Origin of the sequence: Nonomuraea sp. NPDC004580 (genome assembly GCF_040609855.1) — a bacterium.
Classification (GTDB): Bacteria; Actinomycetota; Actinomycetes; order Streptosporangiales; family Streptosporangiaceae; genus Nonomuraea; species Nonomuraea salmonea.
Genome location: NZ_JBEXLH010000013.1, coordinates 140,691 through 165,074, shown reverse-complemented (window position 1 = coordinate 165,074; position 24,384 = coordinate 140,691). Strand labels below are relative to the sequence as shown.

The 24,384-nt window shown below is 67.1% G+C and carries 23 protein-coding genes and 1 tRNA gene; 8 read left to right on the top strand and 16 right to left on the bottom strand.

Annotation, left to right across the window (positions count from 1 at the left end; all coding sequences use genetic code 11):
- Positions 1-35: 35 nt before the first annotated feature.
- Entirely contained in the window at positions 36-1,364 is a 1,329-nt protein-coding gene (locus ABZW11_RS16855) for an aminotransferase class I/II-fold pyridoxal phosphate-dependent enzyme (protein ID WP_355417683.1), read from the bottom strand.
- Between the two features lie 34 nt (positions 1,365-1,398).
- Between ABZW11_RS16855 and ABZW11_RS16850 the strand changes: the two genes are divergently transcribed.
- Positions 1,399-2,019, top strand: coding sequence for an FMN-binding negative transcriptional regulator (locus ABZW11_RS16850; protein WP_355417680.1), 621 nt, complete (start codon positions 1,399-1,401; stop codon positions 2,017-2,019).
- Positions 2,020-2,507: 488 nt separating this feature from the next.
- Here the strand turns inward: ABZW11_RS16850 and ABZW11_RS16845 are convergent, their stop codons facing one another.
- Positions 2,508-3,236, bottom strand: coding sequence for a hypothetical protein (locus tag ABZW11_RS16845; RefSeq protein WP_355417677.1), 729 nt, complete (start codon positions 3,234-3,236; stop codon positions 2,508-2,510).
- A 263-nt stretch (positions 3,237-3,499) separates the two neighbouring features.
- On the opposite strand from ABZW11_RS16845, the gene ABZW11_RS16840 reads away from it, so the two are divergent.
- Entirely contained in the window at positions 3,500-4,420 is a 921-nt protein-coding gene (locus ABZW11_RS16840; protein ID WP_355417674.1) for a GNAT family N-acetyltransferase, read from the top strand.
- 57 nt (positions 4,421-4,477) lie between these two features.
- Here ABZW11_RS16840 and ABZW11_RS16835 read toward each other — a convergent pair whose 3' ends face one another.
- The 5 genes from ABZW11_RS16835 to ABZW11_RS16815 form a co-directional block, all read right to left on the bottom strand.
- Positions 4,478-5,323 carry a hypothetical protein gene (locus ABZW11_RS16835; protein WP_355417671.1) on the bottom strand — a complete coding sequence of 282 codons (846 nt, stop codon included), beginning with the start codon at positions 5,321-5,323 and terminating at the stop codon, positions 4,478-4,480.
- Between the two features lie 5 nt (positions 5,324-5,328).
- Entirely contained in the window at positions 5,329-5,457 is a 129-nt protein-coding gene (locus tag ABZW11_RS16830) for a hypothetical protein (RefSeq protein ID WP_355417668.1), read from the bottom strand.
- A 39-nt stretch (positions 5,458-5,496) separates the two neighbouring features.
- Positions 5,497-5,841, bottom strand: a complete 345-nt coding sequence (locus ABZW11_RS16825; protein ID WP_355417665.1) for a GNAT family N-acetyltransferase — start codon at positions 5,839-5,841, stop codon at positions 5,497-5,499.
- 621 nt (positions 5,842-6,462) lie between these two features.
- Positions 6,463-6,606: a hypothetical protein gene (locus ABZW11_RS16820; RefSeq protein WP_355417662.1), complete on the bottom strand. Its 144-nt coding sequence runs from the start codon at positions 6,604-6,606 to the stop codon at positions 6,463-6,465.
- A gap of 1,027 nt (positions 6,607-7,633) precedes the next feature.
- Complete coding sequence (locus tag ABZW11_RS16815; protein ID WP_355417659.1) at positions 7,634-8,092, bottom strand: NUDIX domain-containing protein; 459 nt, start codon at positions 8,090-8,092, stop codon at positions 7,634-7,636.
- A gap of 70 nt (positions 8,093-8,162) precedes the next feature.
- Between ABZW11_RS16815 and ABZW11_RS16810 the strand changes: the two genes are divergently transcribed.
- On the top strand, positions 8,163-8,948 hold the full coding sequence (locus ABZW11_RS16810; RefSeq protein ID WP_355417656.1) for a GntR family transcriptional regulator: 786 nt from the start codon (positions 8,163-8,165) through the stop codon (positions 8,946-8,948).
- 565 nt (positions 8,949-9,513) lie between these two features.
- The gene (locus ABZW11_RS16805) at positions 9,514-9,954 is read left to right on the top strand and encodes an ATP-binding protein (protein ID WP_355417653.1); all 441 of its coding nucleotides are present in this window, start codon (positions 9,514-9,516) and stop codon (positions 9,952-9,954) included.
- Positions 9,955-10,369: 415 nt separating this feature from the next.
- Here the strand turns inward: ABZW11_RS16805 and ABZW11_RS16800 are convergent.
- The 9 genes from ABZW11_RS16800 to dnaA form a co-directional block, all read right to left on the bottom strand.
- Positions 10,370-10,446, bottom strand: a tRNA-Ile gene (locus tag ABZW11_RS16800).
- Positions 10,447-10,573: 127 nt separating this feature from the next.
- A complete protein-coding gene (locus ABZW11_RS16795) occupies positions 10,574-11,296 on the bottom strand; it encodes a DUF3566 domain-containing protein (RefSeq protein WP_355417650.1) in 723 nt (240 codons plus the stop codon).
- Positions 11,297-11,299: 3 nt separating this feature from the next.
- Entirely contained in the window at positions 11,300-13,798 is a 2,499-nt protein-coding gene (gene gyrA, locus ABZW11_RS16790; protein WP_355417646.1) for a DNA gyrase subunit A, read from the bottom strand.
- An 18-nt stretch (positions 13,799-13,816) separates the two neighbouring features.
- A complete protein-coding gene (gyrB, locus tag ABZW11_RS16785) occupies positions 13,817-15,760 on the bottom strand; it encodes a DNA topoisomerase (ATP-hydrolyzing) subunit B (RefSeq protein ID WP_355417643.1) in 1,944 nt (647 codons plus the stop codon).
- Between the two features lie 341 nt (positions 15,761-16,101).
- Positions 16,102-16,614: a DciA family protein gene (locus ABZW11_RS16780; RefSeq protein WP_355417640.1), complete on the bottom strand. Its 513-nt coding sequence runs from the start codon at positions 16,612-16,614 to the stop codon at positions 16,102-16,104.
- Positions 16,604-17,848, bottom strand: coding sequence for a DNA replication/repair protein RecF (gene recF, locus ABZW11_RS16775; RefSeq protein ID WP_355417637.1), 1,245 nt, complete (start codon positions 17,846-17,848; stop codon positions 16,604-16,606). Before recF ends, ABZW11_RS16780 begins: the two co-directional genes overlap by 11 nt.
- A gap of 64 nt (positions 17,849-17,912) precedes the next feature.
- Entirely contained in the window at positions 17,913-18,857 is a 945-nt protein-coding gene (gnd, locus tag ABZW11_RS16770; RefSeq protein WP_355417634.1) for a phosphogluconate dehydrogenase (NAD(+)-dependent, decarboxylating), read from the bottom strand.
- A 45-nt stretch (positions 18,858-18,902) separates the two neighbouring features.
- Positions 18,903-20,042, bottom strand: a complete 1,140-nt coding sequence (gene dnaN, locus ABZW11_RS16765; RefSeq protein WP_355417631.1) for a DNA polymerase III subunit beta — start codon at positions 20,040-20,042, stop codon at positions 18,903-18,905.
- Between the two features lie 542 nt (positions 20,043-20,584).
- On the bottom strand, positions 20,585-22,168 hold the full coding sequence (gene dnaA / locus ABZW11_RS16760; RefSeq protein ID WP_355417713.1) for a chromosomal replication initiator protein DnaA: 1,584 nt from the start codon (positions 22,166-22,168) through the stop codon (positions 20,585-20,587).
- Between the two features lie 441 nt (positions 22,169-22,609).
- On the opposite strand from dnaA, the gene rpmH reads away from it, so the two are divergent.
- The 4 genes from rpmH to yidC are packed head-to-tail and all read left to right on the top strand — an operon-like array spanning position 22,610 to position 24,378.
- Positions 22,610-22,747 carry a 50S ribosomal protein L34 gene (gene rpmH, locus ABZW11_RS16755; protein WP_043614899.1) on the top strand — a complete coding sequence of 46 codons (138 nt, stop codon included), beginning with the start codon at positions 22,610-22,612 and terminating at the stop codon, positions 22,745-22,747.
- 59 nt (positions 22,748-22,806) lie between these two features.
- On the top strand, positions 22,807-23,169 hold the full coding sequence (gene rnpA, locus ABZW11_RS16750) for a ribonuclease P protein component (RefSeq protein WP_355417628.1): 363 nt from the start codon (positions 22,807-22,809) through the stop codon (positions 23,167-23,169).
- A complete protein-coding gene (gene yidD, locus ABZW11_RS16745; RefSeq protein WP_355417625.1) occupies positions 23,166-23,450 on the top strand; it encodes a membrane protein insertion efficiency factor YidD in 285 nt (94 codons plus the stop codon). The genes rnpA and yidD overlap by 4 nt, the downstream gene beginning before the upstream one ends.
- Positions 23,451-23,454: 4 nt before the next feature.
- The gene (yidC, locus tag ABZW11_RS16740) at positions 23,455-24,378 is read left to right on the top strand and encodes a membrane protein insertase YidC (protein WP_355417622.1); all 924 of its coding nucleotides are present in this window, start codon (positions 23,455-23,457) and stop codon (positions 24,376-24,378) included.
- The last annotated feature ends 6 nt before the right edge of the window (positions 24,379-24,384 follow it).

Below are 24,384 nucleotides of genomic sequence, written 5' to 3'. Positions count from 1 at the left end.
GGGCCCTCACCTCACAGGTGAGGGCCCTGCCGCGCTCACCCGTACCGCCCGCCCACGACCGGCGTCAGAGCGTCCGCCAAGGCGTCGGCCAGAGGCTCAAGCTCCCCCACGTCCAACGTCGAAACGGTGAGCCGCAGAGCCGGGGGCGTCGCGATGCGGTTGCGAGCCCCGGGCGCACAAGCCCACCCCCGAGCAAGCAACCGGGTGATGGCAGTGGACTCGTCGGCGACGGGAATCCACACGTTCAGCCCACTTCGTCCGTGCGCCGCGATGCCGCGCCGCCCGAGCGCGCCGACCAAACCGTCCCGCCGCCGCCCATAGGACGCCGCCACCGCCGCAGGATCCACCGCCCGAGTACGCCACAGGTACGCGACCGTACGTTGCAGCAGGTGACTCACCCACCCGGCGGCCAACCGCTGCCGCCCCCGCAACCGTCCCAGCGTGACAGGGTCGCCGGTGACCAGCGCGAGCCGCAGATCGGGCCCGAACGCCTTGGCCGTGGACCGCAGCAGCACCCACCGAGCCGTGGCCGCGGCCAGCGGATGCAGCGGCACGTCCACGAACCCGGCCCCATGGTCGTCCTCGATCAGCAGCACCTCCGGACAAGAGCCCAGCACCGCTCGCAACTCCGCCGCCCGCGCGGAGCTCACGGCGGCACCGGTCGGATTCTGCGCCCGAGCAGTGACCACCACCGCCCGCACGCCGCCACGCAACGCCCGCCCCAGCTCTTCAGGAACGGGCCCATCGTCATCCACCCGCACCGGCACAGGACGCAATCCCAGCACGGCGACGAGGTCGAGCAGCGCCGCCCAGCCCGGGTCCTCGACCGCGATGGCGTCGCCAGGCCGCAGGTGCCCGGCGAGCACGCGTTCGACGGCGTCGAGGGTCCCCGAGGTGACGGCCAGCGGCCCGGAAGGCACCCCATCGGCCCGCAACCCCGCACCCGCCAGCGCCAGCAACTCGTCGTCGTCGCCGGTGCCGTACATGGCGGGCCGCTCCTCGTGCGCCCGCGCGGCGGCGGCCAGGGCGTCGTGCAGCGGCGGCAGCAGGCGGGCATCGGGGTTGCCCTGGGACAGATCGCGCACCCCCGGCGGCACCTCGACCCGGATCTCCTCCCTGAGCATGGTCGCCGGCCGCGCCCTGACCCGCGTGCCACGCCGCCCGGCCGTCTCGATGAGGCCGCGCTCGCGGAGCAGCCGGTACGCGGCCGCCGCCGTGCCGGGGCTGACCCCGGCCATGGCCGCCACCTCGCGCACCGGAGGCAGCGTCGCCCCAGGAGGCAACCGCCCGTCGGACACCGCCACCTCGACCCCTGCCGCGATCTCGCTGGCCGTCGTACCGCCGATCAGGTATGTTTCTGACACAATTCCCATTATGTACTAATACAAAGAGGCGCGCATGTTGATTCACCCCTGGGACGCCGCGAGAACCGACGACGAATGGCGCGCCTGGCTCAGCACCCGCGATTTCGGCCAGATCGCCGCCAACGGCGTGGACGGCGCGCCTCCGGTCGTCGTGCCCACCCACTTCCTGTACGACGGCCACGACCACGTGCTGCTCCACCTGGCCCGCCCCAACCCGATCTGGCAGGCGTTGGAGGCCGACCCGGTGGCGGTGGTCAGCGTCTATGACGACTACGCCTACATCCCGACCGGCTGGCGCTCCGACTCTCCCAAGACCGGCGTGCCCACCAGCTATTACGCCTCCGTCCAGCTCATCTGCCAGGCCGAGATCGTGGACGACAAGGAGGGCAAGGCCGACATCCTGCGCCGCCAGCTCGCCCACCACCAGCCAGCCGGCGACCATGGGGAGGTCGCACCCGACGCGGGCCCGTATCACAAGCAGTTGTCCGCCGTGCGCGGCCTACGGCTGCGCGTGACCGGCGTACGCGCGAAGTTCAAGTATGACGACCACAAGCCCGCCGACCTCCGCGACCGGGTGGCCGCCGGCCTGGCCGCCCGTGACCTTCCCGGCGACTCCGCCGTCCTCGCTCAGCATCATCGTCGACGCACCTCCTGACCGGCATCATGGCCGCTCCGCGACCGCCCGGAAGTCGCCGACCCACAAGTTGTGGATAACCAATGCCCCCTGTGGATAACTCGTTCGCACGCCCCCGCGTACGAGGGTTATCCACAGCCCGCCGAACCCACACCTCCCGAGCTCATCCACACCCTCCCCGCCCGCCGTCCACAGCCCCGGGACAGGCACCCACGCGCCCACCAGCACCGATCCACATTTCCCCAGCTCAGAGCCCCTATCGAACGGGCCGGCTCAGCATCGCCCGAGCACTGCCCAACACCCCAGGACCGGCCTTACCACACCAGAAAAGTCACCAGTACATAACACCGCAATTCACCCCTCACCCCTGCCCCCAACAGCACCACCCCGCCGTCATCCACCGCGCCCCTCACCCTGTGGATGAACACCGTCGCCCGAACCAAAAGACGGCGGGCTGGTCCGGCGCCGCAACGCCGCCCCAACCCGCCGTCCACAGCTCCGTCAGGTCGTCACCAGGTCCAGTACGACCGGGCCTCCGACTTCCACTCCGTCGGGAAGAACTGGTGGATCTTGAACGCCATCCCCTTGCCGCGGGCGATGTACTGATCCCGCTCCAGCTTCCGCTTGATCGGCTGCCCGGGGCTGCCGTTGTTGTCCCACCAGGACTCCCACTGCTTGATGCAGGTCTGGGCACCCAGGTAGCGGTTCGAGCAGGGCGCGGGCGGCGACCAGATCTGGGTGTGCCCGAAGTCGACCACCTTCCCCGACGACTGCTCGGTGATCGTCCCCCAGGCCTTCAGGCAGTAGCCCTGGGAGGGGATGTCCCACTTGACGTAGTGCTGCCGCCCCGACGTAGCGAATGTCTGCAGATTTCCGCACTTGGCGTCGCCGATCTGCTCCTTGGTGACGCGTACGGTGTAGTACGTCCCGTTGTCCCGCCACCCGTCCAGCATCAGCCAGTCACCACTGTGGATGAACTTCTCCCCGGACGCCGGCGGCCACTTCTTCGGGTCACCCCAGCTGATCTCGGACGTCGTGGACGACAGCGGCTTCCACGTCCACTGCCCCGCGACCTGCCCGTCCGCCCAGTGCTGCCCGGCGCTGCGCGCCCCGAACCGGCTGTACTGTCCGTAGTTCTCCCCCGCCGCCTGGGCGGGCACCGTCATGCCGGCGAGCACCGAGGCCGCCACCGCCCCCACGACGATGACGGCCTGTGCGCGTCTCCTCTGGTACCTCACCGCCCGCACGTTACCCACGCCCGCAAGCGCCACGACTCAGATCAAAAATCCTCGAACCGTGCTACGACACCGCGCCGCAGCCGGACACGTACCGGCCGAAAACCGTTTGCGCCGCACCGGCGAGCCCCGATAGAACCCAGTCGACACCGAAAGGAGGGATAAGCCATGAAACCCACGTTCATCGCGCTTGTGCCCTCCCGGGGCACCGACCTCGGCTGAGCCCCGGAGCGGCAGGGCGCCTTCACCAAAGGAACGCCTGAACCGTGCACGACCTGATCATCCGCCCGATCACCGGCCGGGAAGAGCTCGACCTCTTCAACCGGCAGCCCTACACACTCAACCACGAACTGGCCGACGACCTCGCCACCGGCCACCGCCGTCCAAGCTGGATGTGGATGGCCCTGAGCGGCGACCGCCTGCTGGCCAGGCTCGCCTGGTGGGGCCGCGACAAGGACGACGACCCCTTCCTGCTGGACATCCTCGACCTCGAGGAGAACGCCGTCGACGCCGGCGTACGCCTGCTGCGCACCGCCATGGCCGAGGTGCTCCCGGCCGGCGGCCGACCGCCGGAATACCTCCGTTTCGTCCCACCCGACTGGCGCGAGACCGACAGGCGTGCCGTCGAGGACCGCATGGCCGTGGTGGAGAGCACCGGCGCCCGCCTGTTCGTCGAACGCCTGCGCCTGGAATGGCGTCCAGGCACGCCGATCCCCGAGCCGTCGGGACGCCTGAGATTCCGGCCGGTCCGTGACGCCGGCGAGCTGCTCGACCTGATGACCGAGGTGCTCGACGGCACGCTCGACGCCCACAGCAGGGACGACCTGACCCGCATGTCCCCCCGCGAGGCCGCCATAAGGCACTACGAGGACGAGATCGCCCGCTACACCAGCCCCCGCACGTGGTGGCGGGTCGCGACGCTGCCCGGCGGCGAACCGGTCGGTTTCGTCACCCCAGGACGCAACGACTACAACGCGGTCATCGGGTACATCGCCGTCCTGCCCGCCCATCGCGGCAACGGGTACATCGACGACATACTCGCCGAAGGCACCCGCATTCTCAGCGCGGAGAACGTCCCCCGCATCCGCGCCGCCACCGACCTGGGCAACACCCCGATGGCCGCGGCGTTCGGCCGGGCCGGCTACGTCACCTTCGAACGCTCGATCACCATGACCTGGCCCCTCTAGGCACCGGGAAATCAGCCGACCGTGGGGGCCGGCCGGCCCCGCTACCCCAGGTGAGCGCTATCCGACCGGCTGCAACACTCCATCCAGCCGTACGACGTCCGCCCCGTACTTGGTGTCCAGCCGTTGCTGAGTCTTCTCGTCGGCCACGAAGACACCCACGACCACCTGTTCCGTGACGATATCGACAAAGGACGAGACGAGCCCCGTACCGAGATCCTCACCCAAGGACTCCTGCACCTGCCGCAGCGACTCCTCGCTGCGGCGAGCCTGGCTGACGCAGAGCGCGCCGCCCCAGCTCTCCCGCACCCACGCCTCCCGGCCGGCCAGGTCGCCGGTGAACTTCACGTTCAGCACCAGCCGGGCGGGGTCGTTGGCGTGCTTCTCCACCCACTCCGGCTTGCCACCGTCGTACCCCGGGATCGACTCCAGATAGCTCTGGTCCAGCCACACCCCGCCCACGGCCTCCTCGTTCTGCAACCGCTGCTGGGTCTTCTCCAGCGCGGCCTGCGTGGCCTTGGCGGGATCGACCGGCCGCCAGCCACCCGCAGGAGCGGGACACGGGCTGTCGAACCGCGGCTCCTCAGCCTTGACCTCGGCCGCCTTCCCGGGTGGTTGCGTCAGGGTCAGCCGGGAGCCGTCCCAGGTGCCGGTCACCTGGTAGCGGCCCCACTTCGTCCCGCCGGCGCTCTCGTGCTCCACCTTCGCCCAGTCCCAGCCCACGACGTCCGGCCCGCCGCACTGGGGCGGCAGCGACTCCGCCACCACCTGGCACAGTTGCGGCCCGTGCTCGGGACTCTCCAGCACGGTGATGGACCCGGCCGCGTACGTGACCGGCTCACTGACCGCCGTCGTGCTCCCGCAGGCGGTCAGCACGACGAGACCGAGAAAGGCGAGACTCCGCATGCCCTTCAGACGTACAGGCCCTCGTCGGGGTTCAGCCGCCGGTACATGACATGCAGCCCGACGAGCCCCTCATCCGGATGATCGAACGCCTCGGGCACGGTGCCGATGACCTCGAAGCCCAGCGACCGATACAAGTGGACGGCCGAATGATTGCACTCGACCACCGCATTGAACTAAATGCCACGAAATTTCCGGCTACGGCACCAGTCGAGCACATACTCCCCCAGGGCCCGCCCGATCCCCTTGCCCTGATACGCCGGATCGACGATGAACGAGGCCGTGGCCACATGCGACCCCCGCCCAGGCCGGTTGGGCCCCATCTTGGCCGACCCCACGATCACGCCATCGTCGTCGACCGCGACGACGGTCTTGCCGGGCGGCTGCTCCATCCACCACGGCCGCGCCTCGTCGAGACTCTGCCGCTCAGGAAACGGAAAGGTAGCCCCTTCCCGCATGATCGCCGCGTAGAACGGATAGATGTCGTCCCAGTCCTGGCCCACGGCATCCCTGATGACCACCCCGTCAGGCCCCCTTATCCCGCTGCTCATAAACGGCCAGCGCAAGCGCCCCGACCATGAACCCGATACCGATCAGCGCACACGAGGTACCGAACCCAGACCCCCCGAAGACCGTCGCAAGAACGGCAACGCCCAGGGACACACCCCCGGCCACCAACGCATAGGTAAATAAATCGCGCTCAGTCACAGCGACCATCTTGTACGAAAACCTCGGGACCTGCCGCCCATTAAGCGGATCAGTAGAGCTCGCACTCCCAGGGCTCGAAGTCCGGCTCTCCAGGAGGCAATTCTCCCTTGCAGTACAGGTAGAGCCACGTGGCCGCGCGCCGCTCGGCGTACTTCTCATTGACCGGCATCCCCTGATCGTCAAGCTCGAGAACGTTGACGAAGATGGCGAAACACGTCTCCATCTGGGAGGGCGAGTCCTTCAACTCGTCCCAATAGTCGATCCCCTCAAGAAGGGGATGACCGACCGACCCACGCGCTACCCACCCCGCGAACCGCCGGATCGCCCCTGATGCCCCATGACTCAGCCGAGAAAACACGCGCGAAACCTACAGGACGGACAGGCGCGGCCGGCGTTCAGCGAGTTGGCAGAACGCCGGCCGCGCCGCGGCGTTGCTACTTCTGGATGTAGATCGAGTCGATCCGGTGCGCCTCCCGGAGGTAGAACACCCAGTGCTGGTCCGAGTCGAGGTAAACCCGATCCCACTTGGTTCCCGGGTCACCCTGCTCCATCTGGACCATGACCGTGACCGAGCGCACCTGACTAGGTTCATGGATCGCGTCTTCGGAAGGTGAGCCAGAACAGCAGTTCCCGTCCAGACGTATTCGGCCCCGGCCAAACTTCCTGGCAAGGGCCGACGCGTTCGACCACCTGGACTGGACTCATCACATGATCGCTCAGGCCATCATCACGTGCAGAGCTACCGCGACCGCGAACCCTGCACCGATTCCCGCTGCAGGGTTCCCAGCGAGAAAGCCAACCGCGATTGAGATCGCGATGATGACGACCCAACGCACGTGGATCCGTGGAGGCTCCTTCTCCGGCCCTGATGTCATGCGGCTCTCGTCGGAGCTACCTAGTACCGTCATCAGTACGTCCTTTCGGTGACTGACCGCCGTTGGCCTGACTGGATGTGCGAGTGGCTCTCTGAGGCAAACAGAGAGCCACTCATCCGGTTGTCGGCCCTGGACAAGCGCGGACCACGATATTGGTACCAGCGGAGAATAATTCCCCAGGAGGGGAAAACCGAGAACAAGCTGGCGCTCCAAGCCCATGGTCAACCACATTTCCCCTGGTTGAAGCCTCTATGGGCTAGGCCGATCACCCCATAATTGAGGGGCACGGAACTCCATCGACTAGTACATCTAGCGAGGACTACGGGGACAGGCTCCCTGTGGATATCCGACTCGCCTGTGAAGTAATGCCTCTGCGCATGTATGACTGCTGGGCTCAGCCCACCACTGTCACGTTGCTGACCAACCCGGCAAGTGAACCGTCCGCCGTGGACGATTGGGCGGGCCGGCGGACGCTTTTGACTGCGTCGTTGGTGAACTCCTCGAAGCTGCCTGCGTTACCCAGTGGCCGGAGCGACCTGTACGGCGGTGCGGCGCTCGGGGGTCGGCCGGCGAGGTCGGGGTGTATGGCGAACAGGCGTGCGGCGATGCCCCGCGCGGCGCTCGCGCGAGAACGGCCCTCAGGCCGCACGCGCAGCGCGGGACGTCGGCGCGGGGCGTACGGCGGCACGCCGCGCCGCCGCTTGATCCATATAAGAACAATTCGGCATGGTCACTGCTGAGGCTGCCGCGGGTCTTCGGACCGGAGTAGGTGAACGCCGTCGTGGTGACGGATAGCCGGAATGCTGCCGCCTTGCATGGCGTCGAGTACGCGGATGCCGAACGCTTGGGATGCGAGGGATTGGACCTCGTCAGCCGTGACCCACTTGAAGCTGCGGGCCTCGTCAGTCTCTACGAGCTTTCCGCCGATGACCTTGCAGCGAAAGACCAGGGCAACGATGCCTCGCGCCATGTTCTTGTAGACGCCGGTCAGAGTGACGGGCTCGACCTCCAGGCCGGTTTCCTCGCGGATCTCGCGGAGCAAGCCTGAGGTGATGTCTTCCTCCAGCTCCAGGATCCCGCCAGGCGCTTCCCAGTGGCCGTTGTCTCGGCGTTGGGTCAGAAGTGCGCGTCCCTGATCGTCGATGATCACGCCTGCCACGCTGACGGAGTGCCTGTGGGGCTGGTTCATCGATTCCCTCCGGCGTACCTAGTCGCTATCCTCAACCCGCAAACACGTATGTACGAGTTGAGGAGTGGTCGTGGCAGAGCTCTCGTTGCCGGACCTGGATCCCGTCAGCGATCGGGCCGTCTTCCGCCAGATAGCTGATCACATTCGTGACGCCATCGAGCGCGGCTCGCTCCCTGAAGGTGCCAAGGTGCCCTCAGAAGCTCAGCTCATGCAACATTACGGGGTTGCGCGGATGACCATCCGGAATGCGCTGCAAGTCCTTCAGGGTGAGGGGCTGACTGTGGCGGAGCATGGGCGCGGCGTGTTCGTCCGTTCGCGGCCTCCTGTGCGCCGCCTGGCGTCGGACCGGTTCGCCCGCAGACATCGAGAACAGGGCAAGGCAGCGTTCATCGCCGAGACCGAAGAAGCTGGCGCAAAGCCCTCGGTGGACTCCATAGAGATCAAAGAGGTACGCCCTCCGGTCGCCGTCGCGGAATGGCTGTCCATCTCCCCCGACGAGCTCGTGATCTCTCGCTCCCGGCGTTACCTGATCGATGGTCAACCGGTCGAGACGGCCGTCTCATACATCCCGGCGGAGATCGCGCGGAACACGCAGATCGCGGAACCGAACAGTGGGCCAGGCGGGATCTACGCCCGTCTGGAGGAGTTGGGATACCGGCTCGATCATTTCGTGGAGGACGTGAAGGCGAGGATGCCCCTCCGCGATGAAGTGCGAACGCTCAAGCTCGCTCCGGGCGTTCCCGTGTTCCAGTTGATCCGCACCGCGTACACGGTGGAAGGGCTCCCTGTAGAGGTCTGCGACACGGTGATGTCGAGTGACGCCTACGTGCTCTCGTATGAACTGCCCGCACGATAGCGCTTGACTAACTCCTCTAGACGAGTTGACAATGCTTTAGAGCAACTCCTCTAGGCGAGTAGAGGTGCAGTTTTGGGATTGACCATGGACGATCGAGGATCATGTGGATCTCGCGACGGTCGGGGCTGGAAGTACGTGAGTCCTCGCCGTGGGTTAGTCGCGATACCGGCGGGAGGGAAGCTGGCCGCCATCCGAGCTAGGGAGACCTGCCTGACGTGCGATGGCACGGGTTCTGACCTGGAGGCCACATGACCAGGCGTAGTCGGGGACAAGCTCGTGCGGTCCAAGCCGTGACGAGTGCCCAGGTGTGGCAGTCGCAGTTTCAGCGCTTGGTGCCGCTGGCCTGGAACCTTCACTTGGCTGGGTTGAGCGTCACCTTGAGACTCCAGGTCGGCAGCGATGCCGCTCTGGTCCTTCAGGGCGCTGTGGAGTATGTGAAGGTCCGCGTTGCCTGGCGCGCTGAGGGATGGTTCTACACCTGGGGGCGAGGGCCGGACCGGTCCGTGAGCGTGGACGCGCTGGGCGAGGCCAGCGAGACGATTGCTCGACTGGTGAGGCGGTCATAGTGGTCTACCTGTGGTTGCCCGTCCATCCCGCCGCGCTGTCGCTGGCCCGTGACTACGTACGGGATGTACTGACGACGTGGGGCCGTGAGGATTTGGGGGAGGACGCTGAGCTGATCGCTACCGAGCTGAGCTCGAACGCGATCAAGGCCATGGGTCTCATTGAGCCCCTGGGCACGGTTCCTCGCTGGGTTCCTGAGGCGTCGCCGGCTTGCGAGTCCAGGCTGTTCTGCTTGGGCCTGTACGAGACGTGCGTACCCGGCAAGCTCGTGGTCCTAGAGGTGTGGGACTCGGCCCGCACTCCGCCGAAACTGATCAAGGCTGGACCTGATGAGCTGGGCGGGCGGGGCCTGTCGATGGTGGATCACCTGGCGGAGAGCTGGGGGTATCGGTGGCTGTCGGCGGGCGGCAAGGTGGTCTGGGCCGCGCTGGGCGGGTTGTGATCGACATGGCTCAAGACAAGTGGAGTCATACTCATCGAACGGCCTGTGAAGCGGCATCGTTGGGCGAGGAGCACGCGGGATGCAGGGGGTTGTCGAGAGTCGAATTCCTCGACCATTTCGATCTGAACGTGGATGACGTCCGTGACGGATACAGCGCGACTGCGCTGTATCACCTGTACTTGCATGCTCGTGTTCGCACGCGGCTGCTCAGTCGTCAAGCTGAATCGTAGGGCTGGAGACATATTCGGTGTCAGCCAGCCTTGGACGGCCGATGAGGCGAGGGCGTTCCTTCAGGCCGCGCGTGCCGATCAGCTCTACGCGATCCAAAAAATAAACGGATCTGTTCAGGTAGGGCGGTTGCAGTACCAGTTGCAGTAAAGAAGCCCCGGAGCTTGATCGCTTCGGGGCTTTCTGCTGGTGGGGCTACCAGGACTTGAACCTGGGACCTCTTCCTTATCAGGGAAGCGCTCTAACCGTCTGAGCTATAGCCCCGCTCGCACCCCGAACGTTATCGCATCCGCCGCACGGAGGCGAACCGGTTGTTCGGGACGAGGTAAAGCTTACCGTGTCCGGCGGGCTGCTCGCGCCGTACGTGGGAGCACGACGCGAGCGAAGAACCCTACTCGGCCTCGCTGAACGTCACCTCGACGCCGCCCACCAGGTCGGAGGCGATGTTGTAGATGACCGCACCCAGGGTGGCCAGCGCCGTGATCAGGACGACGTTGACCGCCCCGATCAGAGCCGTGTAGCCGAGGATGCGTACGGGCTCGAACCAGGAGGCGATGTCGATCGGGATGGAGCTCTGGCCCTGCTCGCCCTTGCCGAGCTGGTTGACCAGGTCGACGATCGAGTCGAACACGCCCAGGGCCGACAGCACGCCGTACAGCACGGCGACCGCCACGAACAGCACCACGAAGCAGACCAGGGAGACCACGAAGCTGAACTTCATGGCCGACCACGGCTCGATGCGGCGCAGGACCAGGTGGGCCTTACGGGGGAGCCGACCTCCCGACGAGTTGGACGACGACTTCTTCTTGGTCAGCTCGACGGCCGGCGGGGCCTCCGTGGCCAGCGACGGGCGCAGGCGCACGGTGTCGTTGTTCTCCGTCTGCCCGCCCTGAGGGCCGGCAGGCGCGGGCGGGCTCATCGGGCCCGCCTGGTGGGACTGTTGCGGCTGGGAGGGCTTGTTGTCCTCCTGGCCCGGCCTGGGCCTGCCCTGTGCGGGCGAGGTGTCCTTGCCGTCGTCCACCGCGTTGAAGATCTCGGTTTCTGTGGGCTTCTTCGGCTGCTGTCCGTTACCCGAAGCCGCCGTGGTCCTGGCGGTGCCACCCTGGGCGCTCATGGGTTACTCTCCTCCCCCGTCTTCCTCACTCTCCACCGAAGTCTCCAATGACTCCGCGTTCCGGGCGAGGGCCACCACGCTGTCGCCTTCAGCGAGATTCATCAATCGAACTCCCATGGTCTGGCGGCCGGACTGCTTGATCTCACCGGCACTCGTCCGGATCACGCCGCCTGCGGACGTGATCGCGAAGACCTCGTCCTCTGGGTTGACCATGACGGCTCCGACCAGCTTGCCACGAGAAGTCACAATCTTCGCAGTAAGCACGCCTCTACCGCCACGTCCTTGGACCGGATACTGCTCAACTGGCGTCCGTTTCGCGTACCCGCCCTCGGTGGCGATAAGCACGTCTTGACCGTCGGCGATCCGATTCATGGCGAGAAGTTCGTCACCTTCGAGGAACCTCATGCCGATGACGCCGCTGGTCGCGCGGCCCATGGGCCGCAGCGCATCGTCGGATGCGGTGAACCGGATGGACTGCGCGCCCTTGGAGACGAGCAGCAGGTCGTCGGCCTCGGAGACCAGCCGGGCGCCGATGACCTCGTCGTCCTCGCGCAGGTTGATCGCGATCAGACCGCCCGACCTGGGGGAGTCGTACTCGGCCAGGCGGGTCTTCTTGACCAGGCCGCTGCGGGTGGCGAGGACGAGGTAGGGCGCGACGTTGTAGTCGCGCAGGTCGAGGACCTCCATGACGGTCTCGTCCGGCTGCATGGCGAGCAGGTTCGCCAGGTGCATGCCGCGCGCGTCGCGGCCGGCGTCGGGCAGCTCGTACGCCTTCACCCGGTAGACCCGGCCCTTGTTCGTGAAGAACAGCAGCCAGTGATGGGTGGTCGTGACGAAGAAGTGGTCGACGATGTCGTCCTGGCGCAGCTGGGCACCGCGCACGCCCTTGCCGCCGCGCTTCTGCGCCCGGTAGAGGTCGGTACGGGTGCGCTTGGCGTAGCCGCCCCTGGTGATCGTGACGACGATCTCCTCTTCGGCGATGAGGTCCTCGATGGACATGTCACCGTCGTAGGCGATGATCTCCGTCTGCCGGTCGTCGCCGTAGCGGCCGACCAGCTCGGCCAGCTCCTCGTTGATGATCTCCCGCTGCCGGCTCTCGCTGGCCAGGATCGAGTTGTACTCGGCGATCTGCGTCATCAGGGAGTCGTACTCGTCCTGGATGGCCTGCCGCTCCAGGGCGGCCAGCTTGCGCAGCTGCATGTCGAGGATGGCCTGCGCCTGCACCTCGTCGATGTCCAGCAGCCCCATGAGGCCCTGCTGGGCGGCGGAGGCGGACTCGGAGGCCCGGATGAGGGCGATGACGTCGTCGAGCCGGTTGAGGGCCTTGAGCAGGCCGCGCAGGATGTGGGCCCGCTCCTCGGCCTTGCGCAGGAGGTAGCGCGTCCGGCGGACGATGACCTCGATCTGGTGGGCGACGTAGTGCCGGATGAACTGGTCGAGGCGCAGCGTGCGGGGCACGCCGTCGACCAGCGCCAGCATGTTGGCGCCGAAGGTGTCCTGGAGCTGGGTGTGCTTGTACAGGTTGTTGAGCACGACCTTGGCGACCGCGTCGCGCTTGAGCACGATGACCAGCCGCTGGCCGACCCGCGACGAGCTCTCGTCGCGTACGTCGGCGATGCCGGTCAGCTTGCCCTCGCGCACCAGCTCGGCGATCTTCAGCGCCAGGTTGTCGGGGTTGACCTGGTACGGCAGCTCGGTGACGACCAGCGCCTGCCGCCCCTTGTCCTCCTCGACCTCGACCACGGCCCGCATGGTGATCGAGCCGCGGCCGGTGCGGTAGGCGTCTTCGATGCCCCGGCGGCCCACGATGAGCGCCTTGGTGGGGAAGTCGGGGCCCTTGACGAGCCTGATCGACGCCTCGAGCAGCTCTTCGTCGGTGGCCTCAGGGTTCTCCAGCGCCCACTTGACCGCCGAGGCGACCTCGCGCAGGTTATGGGGCGGGATGTTGGTCGCCATGCCGACCGCGATGCCGCCCGAGCCGTTGACCAGCAGCTGCGGGAAGCGGGCCGGCAGGACGTCGGGCTCCTGCGACTTGCCGTCGTAGTTGGGGCGGAAGTCGACGGTCTCCTTGTCGATGTCCCGCAGCATCTCCATGGCGATGGGCGCGAGCTTGCACTCGGTGTAGCGCATCGCCGCCGCCGGGTCGTTGCCCGGCGAGCCGAAGTTGCCCTGCCCGTCGACCAGCGGGTAGCGCAGCGACCACGGCTGCGCCAGACGCACCAGGGCGTCGTAGATCGAGGTGTCGCCGTGCGGGTGGTAGGTGCCCATCACGTCGCCGACGACGCGGGCGCACTTGAAGTAGCCGCGGTCGGGACGGTAGCCGCCGTCGTACATCGCGTAGAGCACCCGGCGGTGCACCGGCTTGAGACCGTCGCGCACGTCCGGCAGCGCCCTGGACACGATGACCGACATCGCGTAGTCCATGTAGCTGCGCTGCATCTCGGACTGGATGTCCACCGGCTCGATGCGGTCTGCCGGGGGAGTGGTGTTCACGTCCGTCACAGGTAAAGGTCCTTCTGACTAAACATCGAGGAAGCGGACGTCGCGCGCGTTGCGGATGATGAAGTCGCGCCGCGCTTCGACGTCCTCGCCCATCAGCACGCTGAACAGGTCGTCGGCCTGGGCCGCGTCGTCGAGGGTGACGAGCCGCAGCAGCCGGGTCTCCGGGTTCATCGTGGTCTCCCAGAGCTGGCTGGCGTTCATCTCGCCCAGACCCTTGAAGCGCTGGACGTTGTCACGCGGCCGCGGGTCGGGCTTGCCGTTGGCGATGCCCTCGGCGATGACCGCGTCGCGCTCCTGGTCGGAGTAGGCGTAGGAGGCGTCCTCGCCCTTGCGGTCCCACTTGATCTTGTAGAGCGGCGGGCACGACAGGTAGACGTGGCCGGCCTCGATCAGCGGCCGCATGAACCGGAACAGCAGCGTCAGCAGCAGCGTGTTGATGTGCTGGCCGTCGACGTCGGCGTCGGCCATGAGGATGACCTTGTGGTAGCGCAGCTTGCCGATGTCGAACTCGTCGTGCACACCGGTGCCCAGAGCCGTGATCAGCGCCTGGACCTCGTTGTTCTTCAGGACCTTGTCGATCCGCGCCTTCTCGACGTTGAGGATCTTGCCGCGGATGGGCAGGATCGCCTGGTAACGCGAGTCGCGGCCGCCCTTGGCCGAGCCGCCCGCCGAGTCGCCCTCGACGATGAACAGCTCGCACTTCTCCGGGTCGTTCCACTGGCAGTCGGCCAGCTTGCCGGGCAGCCCGCTGCCCGACTCCAGCAGCGACTTGCGCCTGGTCAGGTCGCGCGCCTGGCGGGCGGCGATGCGGGCGCGCGAGGCCTGCAGGGACTTGTTGATGATGTCCTTGGCCTCGCCCGGGTTGCGCTCGAACCAGTCGCGCAGGTGGTCGTTGCAGGCCTTCTGGACGAACGACTTCGCCTCGGTGTTGCCGAGCTTGGTCTTGGTCTGGCCCTCGAACTGCGGGTCGGACAGCTTGACCGAGATGATCGCGGTCAGCCCCTCGCGGACGTCCTCGCCGGAGAGGTTGTCGTCCTTGCCCTCCTTGAGGAACTTCTGCTCGCGCGCGTAGCGGTTGACGATGGACGTCAGCGCCGCGCGGAAGCCCTCTTCGTGGGTGCCGCCCTCGGCGGTGTTGATGACGTTGGCGAAGCTGTAGACCGACTCCGAGTAGGAGTTGTTCCACTGCATCGCGATCTCGACCGCGAGGCCGTCGCTCTCCTCCTCGAAGGAGATGATCGACGCGTGCGCCGGCTCCTTCTTGGCGTTGAGGTGCTTGACGAAGTCGGCCAGGCCGCCCTCGTAGTGGTATTCGACCGTCTTCGGCTCGCCGTTGACGTGGTCGGGCCGCTCGTCGGTGAAGGTGATCCGCAGGCCCTTGTTGAGGAAGGCCATCTCCTGGAAGCGCCGCGAGAGCGTCTCGTAGTTCCAGGTGGTGGTCTCGAAGACGTCGGGGTCGGGCCAGAACGTGACCGTGGTGCCGGTCTCGTCGGTCTCCTCGCCCTTGGCCAGGGGGGCCGTGGGCTTGGACATCTCGTAGCGCTGGCGCCAGTAGTGGCCGTTCTGCTTGACCTCCACCTCCATGGCGGTGGACAGCGCGTTGACGACGGCCGAGCCGACGCCGTGGAGGCCGCCGGAGACCGCGTACGACTGGCTGTCGAACTTGCCGCCCGCGTGCAGCGTGGTCAGCACGAGCTCGACCGCGGAGATCTTCTCCACCGGGTGGATGCCCGTGGGGATGCCGCGCCCGTCGTCGACCACGCGGACGCCGTTATCGGCGAGCAGCGTGATGTCGATCCTGGTGGCGTAACCTGCCAGCGCCTCGTCCACCGCGTTGTCCACGATCTCTTGGACGAGGTGGTGGAGGCCGCGCTCACCGGTGGAGCCGATATACATACCCGGGCGCTTGCGGACCGCCTCAAGCCCCTCGAGTACGGTGATTGAGCTAGCGTCGTAGGACAACTGCGAAATCCTCCTGCCGCGGACACGCGGCGGGGGAGGCCATCACCTCGTGAAGCTGCCCCTGCCGTGCCCGTCACCGTCGTGAGTGCCCCGATGCGCGGTCACCCAGGGGAGTCGGCTTGCTGCCGGGGTGACACGCAAGCGGACGTGTCCGGAATCCTTTTTCATTCTACCGCTTCCGGAGGGCCATGGTGGCAATGAACGCGCCTGTGATGCCCGCTAGCTCGTTTTGCCCCCAGGCAAGCATCCCCCCTCCGGAAAGGGGGCCTATCGCGTCTGTGGCTTTCTGGCCGCTCCCGGCGACGTACGGCGAAGGGGAGAACGCGTGCCCGACGGCGGGCTCAGCCGTAGGTGTCGCCCGGCCCCCTGCTTCCGGTCACCCGCAATCCACCTGATGGACGCGGAGCGTTCTGCGGGCCTCTGACCTTGACCTTCGTGACCGTGCCGTCGCCCAGCTCCTCGTTGAGCCTGCGTACGAGCGTGCGCGCGAGCAGCCGCACCTGCGTCGCCCAGGCCGTGGAGTCGGCCACGATGAGCACCTCGCCGTCGTCGAACGACTCAGGCTTGGTGTGAGCGGCCAGGTCAGGGCCCACGATCTCGGGCCAGCGGCCGAACACCGCCCCGACCGCGGCGGGGCGCTCCCAGCCGCGGTCGGCGAGCAGGTCGGCGATCGCGCGTCCGAAAAGCTGCGGATCGCCGGCCTCCCTGCGCGGGCCCTTCGCCTTGCGCCTGGGCTCACGCCGGGGGAGCTGGCCGCGCTTGGCCGCGTCGGCCTTGGCCTGGGCGAGCTTCTCGCGGGCCATCGCCACGCCCCTCGCCGTGGCGTTCTCGCCGCGGCTCTCGTCAGCGGACACGGGTGACACTCCCCTCTGCGACGTCGTATCTGCCGCCGGACAGCTCGGACGGCACGTCGTCCGGCACCGCCGCGGTGATGAGCACCTGCTCGGCCGGCGCCACGATCTCGGCCAGGCGGCGCCTGCGCTGGCTGTCGAGCTCGGCGAACACGTCGTCGAGGATCAGCACCGGGTCGCCGCCGTCGGCACGCAGCAGGTCGTACGCCGCGAGCCTGAGCGCCAGCGCGAACGACCACGACTCGCCGTGGCTGGCGTAACCGCGCGCGGGCAGGTCGCCGAGCCCGAGTATCAGGTCGTCGCGGTGGGGGCCGACGAGCGTGACACCGCGTTCGAGCTCGGACTGGCGGACCTCCAATAGCCGCTCGCGCAGACGTTCCTCAAGGGTTTTCCCCAAGTCTGTGGATAACGTCTGTGTATCGAAAGATCCCCGCTCAGCGGGGGCTTCCGGGTCACCGGGAGCCCCTTCTTCGTCCCCACCTGTGGACAACGTGCTGCGGTAGGCGAGCGTCGCGGGAGCGCTCGACGGCGCCAGCGTCGCGTACGCGCCGGCCACCAGCGGCCGCAGCGCCTCGATCAGCTCCAGCCGCGCCCGCAACAGCTCCGCCCCGTGCCGCGCCAGATGGGCGTCCCAGACCTCCAGAGTGCTCAGGACGTCGCCGGCGCCCGCCGCCGCGAACCCGGCGTCACTGTCCTGCCGCCGGGCGCTCCTGGAGCCTCTGCGGGCCTGCGCGGCGGTACGCAGCAGCGCGCCGCGCTGCTTCAGCACCCGGTCGTAGTCGGCGCGCACTCCCGCGAACCTGGGGGCCCTGGCCACCAGCAGGTCGTCGAGGAAGCGGCGGCGCTCTGACGGGTCGCCCTTGGACAGCGCGAGGTCCTCAGGCGCGAACAGCACCGTGCGCAGCAGGCCCACGACGTCGCGGGCCCTGGAGACGGGTGAACGGTTGAGCCGCGCGCGGTTGGCCCGCCCGGGGTTGATCTCCAGCTCGACCAGCGCCCGCCGGTCGTCACGCTGGATCGCGCAGCGCACGATCGCCCGCGTGGCGCCCTTGCGGACGAGCGGCGCGTCGCTCGCCACCCGGTGGCTGGAGTGCGTCGCGACGTAGCCGAGCGCCTCGACCAGGTTGGTCTTGCCTTGGCCGTTGGGCCCGACGAACGCCGTGACGCCCGGCTCCAGGCCGAGCTCCACGGACGAGTAGGACCGGAAGTCGGTCAGCGAGAGGTGGGCGACATGCACCCCACGAAGGTTAGTGCGCCTCGCCGGCCACCGGGGTCACCGGCATGCAGCCTGTGGAAAACCGTTAGCGATCGCTCTCGCGCGGCGGCGTGACGTCGGCGCCGGGGGAGTCGGCCCCCTTGCCGGTGCTGCCCTCGGCCGAGGTGATCGCGTGGCCGCCGAACTGGTTGCGCAGCGCCGCCACGACCTTCATCGCGGGCGAGTCGTCCTGGCGGGAGGCGAACCTGGCGTAGAGCGCGGCGGTGATGACCGGCATCGGGACGGCGTGGTCGACGGCGGCCTGCACCGTCCACCGGCCCTCGCCGGAGTCCTGTGCATAACCGCGCAGCTGCTCGAGGTGCTCGTCGTCGTCGAGCGCGCGTACCAGCAGGTCGAGCAGCCAGGAGCGGATCACCGTGCCGGTGCGCCAGCTGGCGAAGGAGCCCTTGACGTCCTTGACGACGTCGGAGGCTTCCAGCAGCTCCCAGCCCTCCGCGAAGGCCTGCATCATGCCGTATTCGATGCCGTTGTGGACCATCTTCGCGAAGTGGCCCGCGCCGACGTCGCCGGCGTGCACGAAGCCGTCCTCGCCCTCGGGCTTGAGCGCTTCGAAGATCGGCATGAGCCGGTCGACGTGGGCCTTGTCGCCGCCGCACATCAGCGCGTAGCCGTTCTGCAGGCCCCACACGCCGCCGCTGACGCCGCAGTCGACGAAGCCGATGCCCTTGGCCGACAGCTCGCGCGCGTGCTTCTGGTCGTCGACGTAGTGGCTGTTGCCGCCGTCGACGACGATGTCACCCACGTCGAGCAGCTCACCGAGGTCGTCGACGGTGGTCTGGGTGGGCTTGCCCGCGGGCACCATGACCCACACGGCACGCGGCGCCTCCAGGCGCTCGACCAGCTCCTTGAGGCTGGCCACGTCGCTGATCGCCGGGTCGCGGTCGTAGCCGATCACGTCATGACCGCCGCGGCGCAGCCGCTCGGCCATGTTGCCGCCCATCTTGCCCAGTCCGACCATGCCGATCTGCATGTTGTCTACCCCCTTGTCAGGCTTCCATCATCCCTGACGGCCGATTCAGCCTGACAGCCGGATAGGCATGATCAAGTAACGGTAGTCCGTGACGGCGCCGTCCTCCACAGGCTTGCCACCGGTGAGGATAGCGGGCTTCGTGGACGTGGTCATCTGCAGCCGCGCCACGTCGGAGTCGATGGCGCCCAGGCCCTCCAGCAGGAACTGGTGGTTGAAGGCGATGTTCATCTCCTCGCCCTCGTACTCGACCGGCAGCGCCTCGACGGCCTGCGCCTCGTCGCCGCTGCCCGCCTCCAGCACGACCTCGCCGCTCTTGAACGCCAGCCGCACCGGCGTGTTGCGCTCGGCGACCAGGGCCACGCGCTTGACCGCCTCGACGAACGGGCCTGTGGACAAGTCCGCGCGGGCCGAGAACTCGGTCGGCAGCAGCGAGCGGTACTTGGGGAACTCGGGGTCGAGCAGGCGCGTCGTCGTACGGCGGCCGGCGCTGGAGAACCCGATCATGCCCTCGCCCGTGCCCCCGGCGGAGCTGAGCGCGATCTCCACCTCGGCCCCGGTAGCGCCGAGCGCCTTGGCGGTGTCGGCCAGCGTCTTGCCGGGGATCATCGCGATCGCCGAGAAGTCGGGCTGGCCAGGCTGCCACTTCAGCTCGCGTACGGCGAGGCGGTAGCGGTCGGTCGCGGCGAGGGTCACCGTGTCGCCCTCGATCTCCATGCGCACGCCCGTGAGCATCGGCAGCGTGTCGTCGCGGCCTGCGGCGACGGCGACCTGGCCGACGGCCGAGGCGAACACGTCGCTGCCCACCCGACCGGCGGCCGGCGGCATGGCGGGGAGCGACGGGTAGTCCTCCACAGGCATGGTCAGCAGGGTGAAGCGGGCGCTGCCGCACGTGACGACGGCCTTGGCGCCGTCCACCACGAAGTCCACAGGCTGTGCGGGAAGCGCGCGGGTGATCTCCGCGAGCAGCTTGCCCGAGACGAGGACGACGCCCGGCTCGCCGGTGTGCAGTTCGAGCGTGACCTCCGCCGAGACCTCGTAGTCGAAGCCGGACAGCTTGAGCCGCTGTTCCTCCGTGACCTCCAGGCGCATGCCGGCGAGAACGGGCACCGACGGGCGCGCCGGGAGACTGCGCGCCGTCCATGCCACCGCCTCAGCGAGGACGTCTCGCTCGATTCGGAACATCACGGTGATCAGCCTCCTGGGTTCGTCGTTGATTCAAGGATCTCAAGGATCCACCCTCCCGGCCTCGCGCTCCGGGAGAACCCCTCTATGGGTCTTTGAGTTTCTAGTTAGAGAGAGAAGAGGTCATCACACTAGGGGCTGTGGAAACTGGGGACAACCGGCGTCCTTGCTGGTCAGCGCCCTTGTTTTTATCCACCGAGGGTGTGGGTGACGCCTGGGGAGAACTCGCGCGCCTGGGGATGACGAAACTTCGCCCACAGGCCGTCCCCAGATCATGGTCCCGTCATCCACGGAAGATCGGGGGTTATCCACGAGGTTTCCACAGGTTATCCACGGGGTAAAAGGGGCCCTTCTGGAGCCCCAGATCGACTGTTCACAGTCTGTCCACACGTTGTCCACTGGTAGTCCCCAAGTTCTCCCCAGGATGTCCCCAGCACTGTCCCCAGCCGTTGTGGACGGATTTTTCCCAGCATTGTGGGGCGAACGACCGCCCCGATTTTGCGTTTCCGCTGGTCCACAGTGTTTTCCACAGGCTGTGTACGACTTCACGATCCGCGCTGTGTCTGCTTGATCCGCATTGTCAGCTCGTTGACCTGGTTGTACATCGACCTGCGCTCGGCGATCAGCGACCGGATCTTGCGCTCGGCGTGCATCACGGTCGTGTGGTCCCGGCCGCCGAACTGCTGGCCGATCTTCGGCAGCGACAGCTCGGTCAGCTCGCGGGCGAGGTACATGGCGATCTGCCGGGCGTTGACGAGCGCGCGGCTGCGCGACGTGCCGCACAGGTCGTCGATGCTGATGCCGAAGTACTGGGCGGTCTGGTTCATGATCGCCGCGATCGTGATCTCGGTGTCGGACTCCGAGGTGATGAGGTCCTTCAGCACCACCTCGGCCAGCTGCAGGTCCACACCCTGCCGGTTGAGGCTGGCGAACGCGGTGACCCTGATCAGCGCGCCCTCCAGCTCACGGATGTTGGTGGAGATGCGGCTGGCGATGTACTCGAGCACCTCGGGCGGCGCGGCCAGGCCCTCCTGGATGGCCTTCTTCCTGAGGATGGCGATGCGCGTCTCCAGCTCGGGCGGCTGGACGTCGGTGATCAGGCCCCACTCGAACCGGTTGCGCAGCCGGTCCTCCAGCGTGATGAGCTGCTTGGGCGCCCGGTCGCTGGAGATGACGATCTGCTTGTTGGCGTTGTGCAGGGTGTTGAAGGTGTGGAAGAACTCCTCCTGCGTCTGTTCCTTGCCCTCCAGGAACTGGATGTCGTCCACGAGCAGGATGTCGATCGCGCGGTAGCGGCCGCGGAACCCGTCGGCCTTGTGGTCGCGGATGCTGTTGATGAAGTCGTTGGTGAACTCCTCGGAGCTCACGTATCTGACGCGGGCGCCGTCGTACAGGCTCTGGGCGTAATGGCCGATCGCGTGCAGCAGGTGCGTCTTGCCCAGCCCGGAATCCCCATAGATGAACAGCGGGTTGTACGCCTTCGCGGGAGACTCGGCGACCGCCACGGCAGCGGCGTGGGCGAAACGGTTGCTGGCGCCGATGACGAATGTCTCGAATGTGTACTTCTGATTGAGCCTGGCCGGTTCGCTGGGTTTGCTGCTCTTCGCCTCCCACCGATTCTGGGCCGGCTCCGGCGACTTCTCCACAGGCGGTGTGTACGACGGCGCCTGTTCGAAATCGAAGCCCTGCTGTGGATAGTCGGTGGATATCTGCTGCTGCTCGGGCTGTGGAGAATAGAACTGCGGAGGCTCGGAAGGCTGGTTGTGCTGCGGCTGCGCAGGTTGTGCATAACGCAGCTGACTCTCCACACCCTGGGGATAACTGTGAGTCACAGGCTGTTGATGAGCGTCGCCAGAGGGCTGTTCCGGCGCCGTGGTGTCGATCATCACGGCCAGCCGCATGGTCCTGCCGAGCTCCTGCGACAGCGCGTGGGCCACCAGCGGGCGCAGCTTGCCCTCGATGAGGTCCTTGAGGAAGTCGTTGGGGACGCCGAGCACGATCGTGTCGTTGGCCAGCGCGATCGGGCGCACCATGGACAGCCACGTACGCTGCTGGATGGGCACGTTCTCGTTGAGGAAGTTGCCCAAGGCCCTCGCCCATACCGTGCCGAGGTCGACACCGTTCACGATGCGGTTCCCCCTCCTCTCATTCGCGGCCCCCCGCGATCGGATATCCACATGCCGCGGCCGCTCGCGATGATCGGTGACCCCTTCGTCCACACGCGGCTGCGGGCGTTACGCTTACGCCCTCCACAGGAGATCCACAGGCTATCCACAGGGCTTGAGCGGCCCGGAAGGGCTGACAGTAGCTTTGTGCACAGCTGTGTTCAAGACGTTGTCCACAGCCTAGTGGCACCTGAGTGCACATACTGTGGACGTGGGGCCGGTGTGGAAAAGTGGCCTGTGGATCAGTGGATAACGCGTCCGGTTTGACCTGTGGGTGCGTTGCCCCGTAACGTACGACGGTCGGCTTGTCACGCGACGGCTATTTCGCGTGCCCTCGCTTCCTTGGCAGGCCATCCATGTGTGTTAGGCGCCCCTGCGGCGCACCATCAAGCCTGGAGCCCACCCGTGAGCAAGCGTACTTTCCAGCCGAACAACCGTCGCCGCGCGAAGACCCACGGCTTCCGGCTGCGGATGCGCACCCGGGCCGGTCGCGCCATCCTCGCCGCTCGCCGCCGCAAGGGCCGCGAGAAGCTGTCGGCCTGACCGTCCCGCGCGATGACAGCCCGCCGGCGGATCACGCCGGCGGGCGTTAGACGTATACGGTGCTGTCCCGTCAATCCCGCATGCGACGCGGGGAGGAGTTCGAGGCGGCGGTCAGGCGCGGAAAGCGCGCCGGTCGCCCTACTCTGGTGGTGCATTTCACCACTTCTGGGGAAAAGCCACCCCTGGTGGGTTTCGTGGTGAGTAAGGCCGTCGGTGGCGCGGTGACCCGGAACAAGGTCAAACGACGGCTCCGACACCTGATGCGGGACCGACTCCACCGGCTGCCGCGAGGTAGCCTGCTTGTGGTACGCGCCAATCCACCGGCCGCGTCCGCGCGATTCGAGCAACTGGCCGCCGAACTCGACCTCGCGCTGGAACGTTGTCTCAGGCGGCGCGAGTCCTCGACGGGTGGACGGAAATGACGGAGCAACCGCAAGGAGTGGCGGCGCCGAGCCTCGCTGCTCGGGCGCTGATCCTCCCCATCCGGTTCTATCGGGCGTTCATCAGCCCGCTGCTCGGTCCACGCTGCCGTTTCTACCCCTCGTGCAGCGCATACGGGCTCGAAGCGATTGCCGTACATGGAGCACTGCGCGGCATATGGCTGACTGTCCGGCGCATCGGGCGGTGCCATCCATTTCATCCCGGAGGTATAGACCCGGTGCCCCCACGCCCGGTCCCGTCCCACGAAACGCAAGGGAGATAGCTCGGTGGAGCTGTCCTGGCTCAATTGGCTGTATACAGCCGTCGCCCAAGTCATCACCTGGATCCATACCGCGTACAGCACGGTCCTCGATCCCAACAGCGGTCTGACCTGGGCGCTGACCATCATCACGCTGACCATCTTCATGAGGATCCTGATCTTCCCGCTGTTCCTCAAGCAGATGCGATCGTCGCGAAAGATGCAGGAGCTGGCGCCGAAAGTCCAGGAGCTCCGCAAGCGCTACAAGAACGACAAGCAGCGCATGAACCAGGAGGTCATGGCGCTCTACCAGGGGGCGGGAGCCAACCCCCTGGGCGGCTGCCTGCCGATTGTGGCGCAGTTCCCCATCTTCATCTCCATGTTCACCGTGCTCCGGGCGATCGCGGCCGACGAGGCCAAGTTCGGCATGACGCAGGAGCTGGTCGACAGCGCCAAGCAGGCCCTCATCATCGGCGCGCCGCTGCCGGCGACGTTCTTCGAGGCGCCCGCCATCAGCGAGAAGATCGTCATCGGCTTCTTCGTCGCGGTCAGCTCGCTGACCACCTTCCTCACCGTCCGGCAGAGCGTCACCCGCTCCATGGCCCAGATGCCGGACAACCCCATGGCGCAGCAGCAGAAGATCCTGATGTACATCTCGCCGCTGTTCGCCTTCTTCAGCCTGAACTTCCCGCTCGGTCTGATCCTCTACTGGGTCACCACCAACGTGTGGACCCTCGGTCAGCAGCACTGGTTCTACAGCCGGTACCCCATGCCGGAGTACGACGCCAAGGGCAACCCCGTCCCGGTGCAGCCCAAGCCCGGTCTGATCGCGAAACTCCGCAAGACCACTCCGGAAGAACAGGCCCCTCCGCCCCCTCCGGAGCCTAAGATCATCAGGCAGCAGCCGAGCAGGCAATCCCGCAGCAAGCGCACCGGCAGCAAGAAGTCTTGAACACGA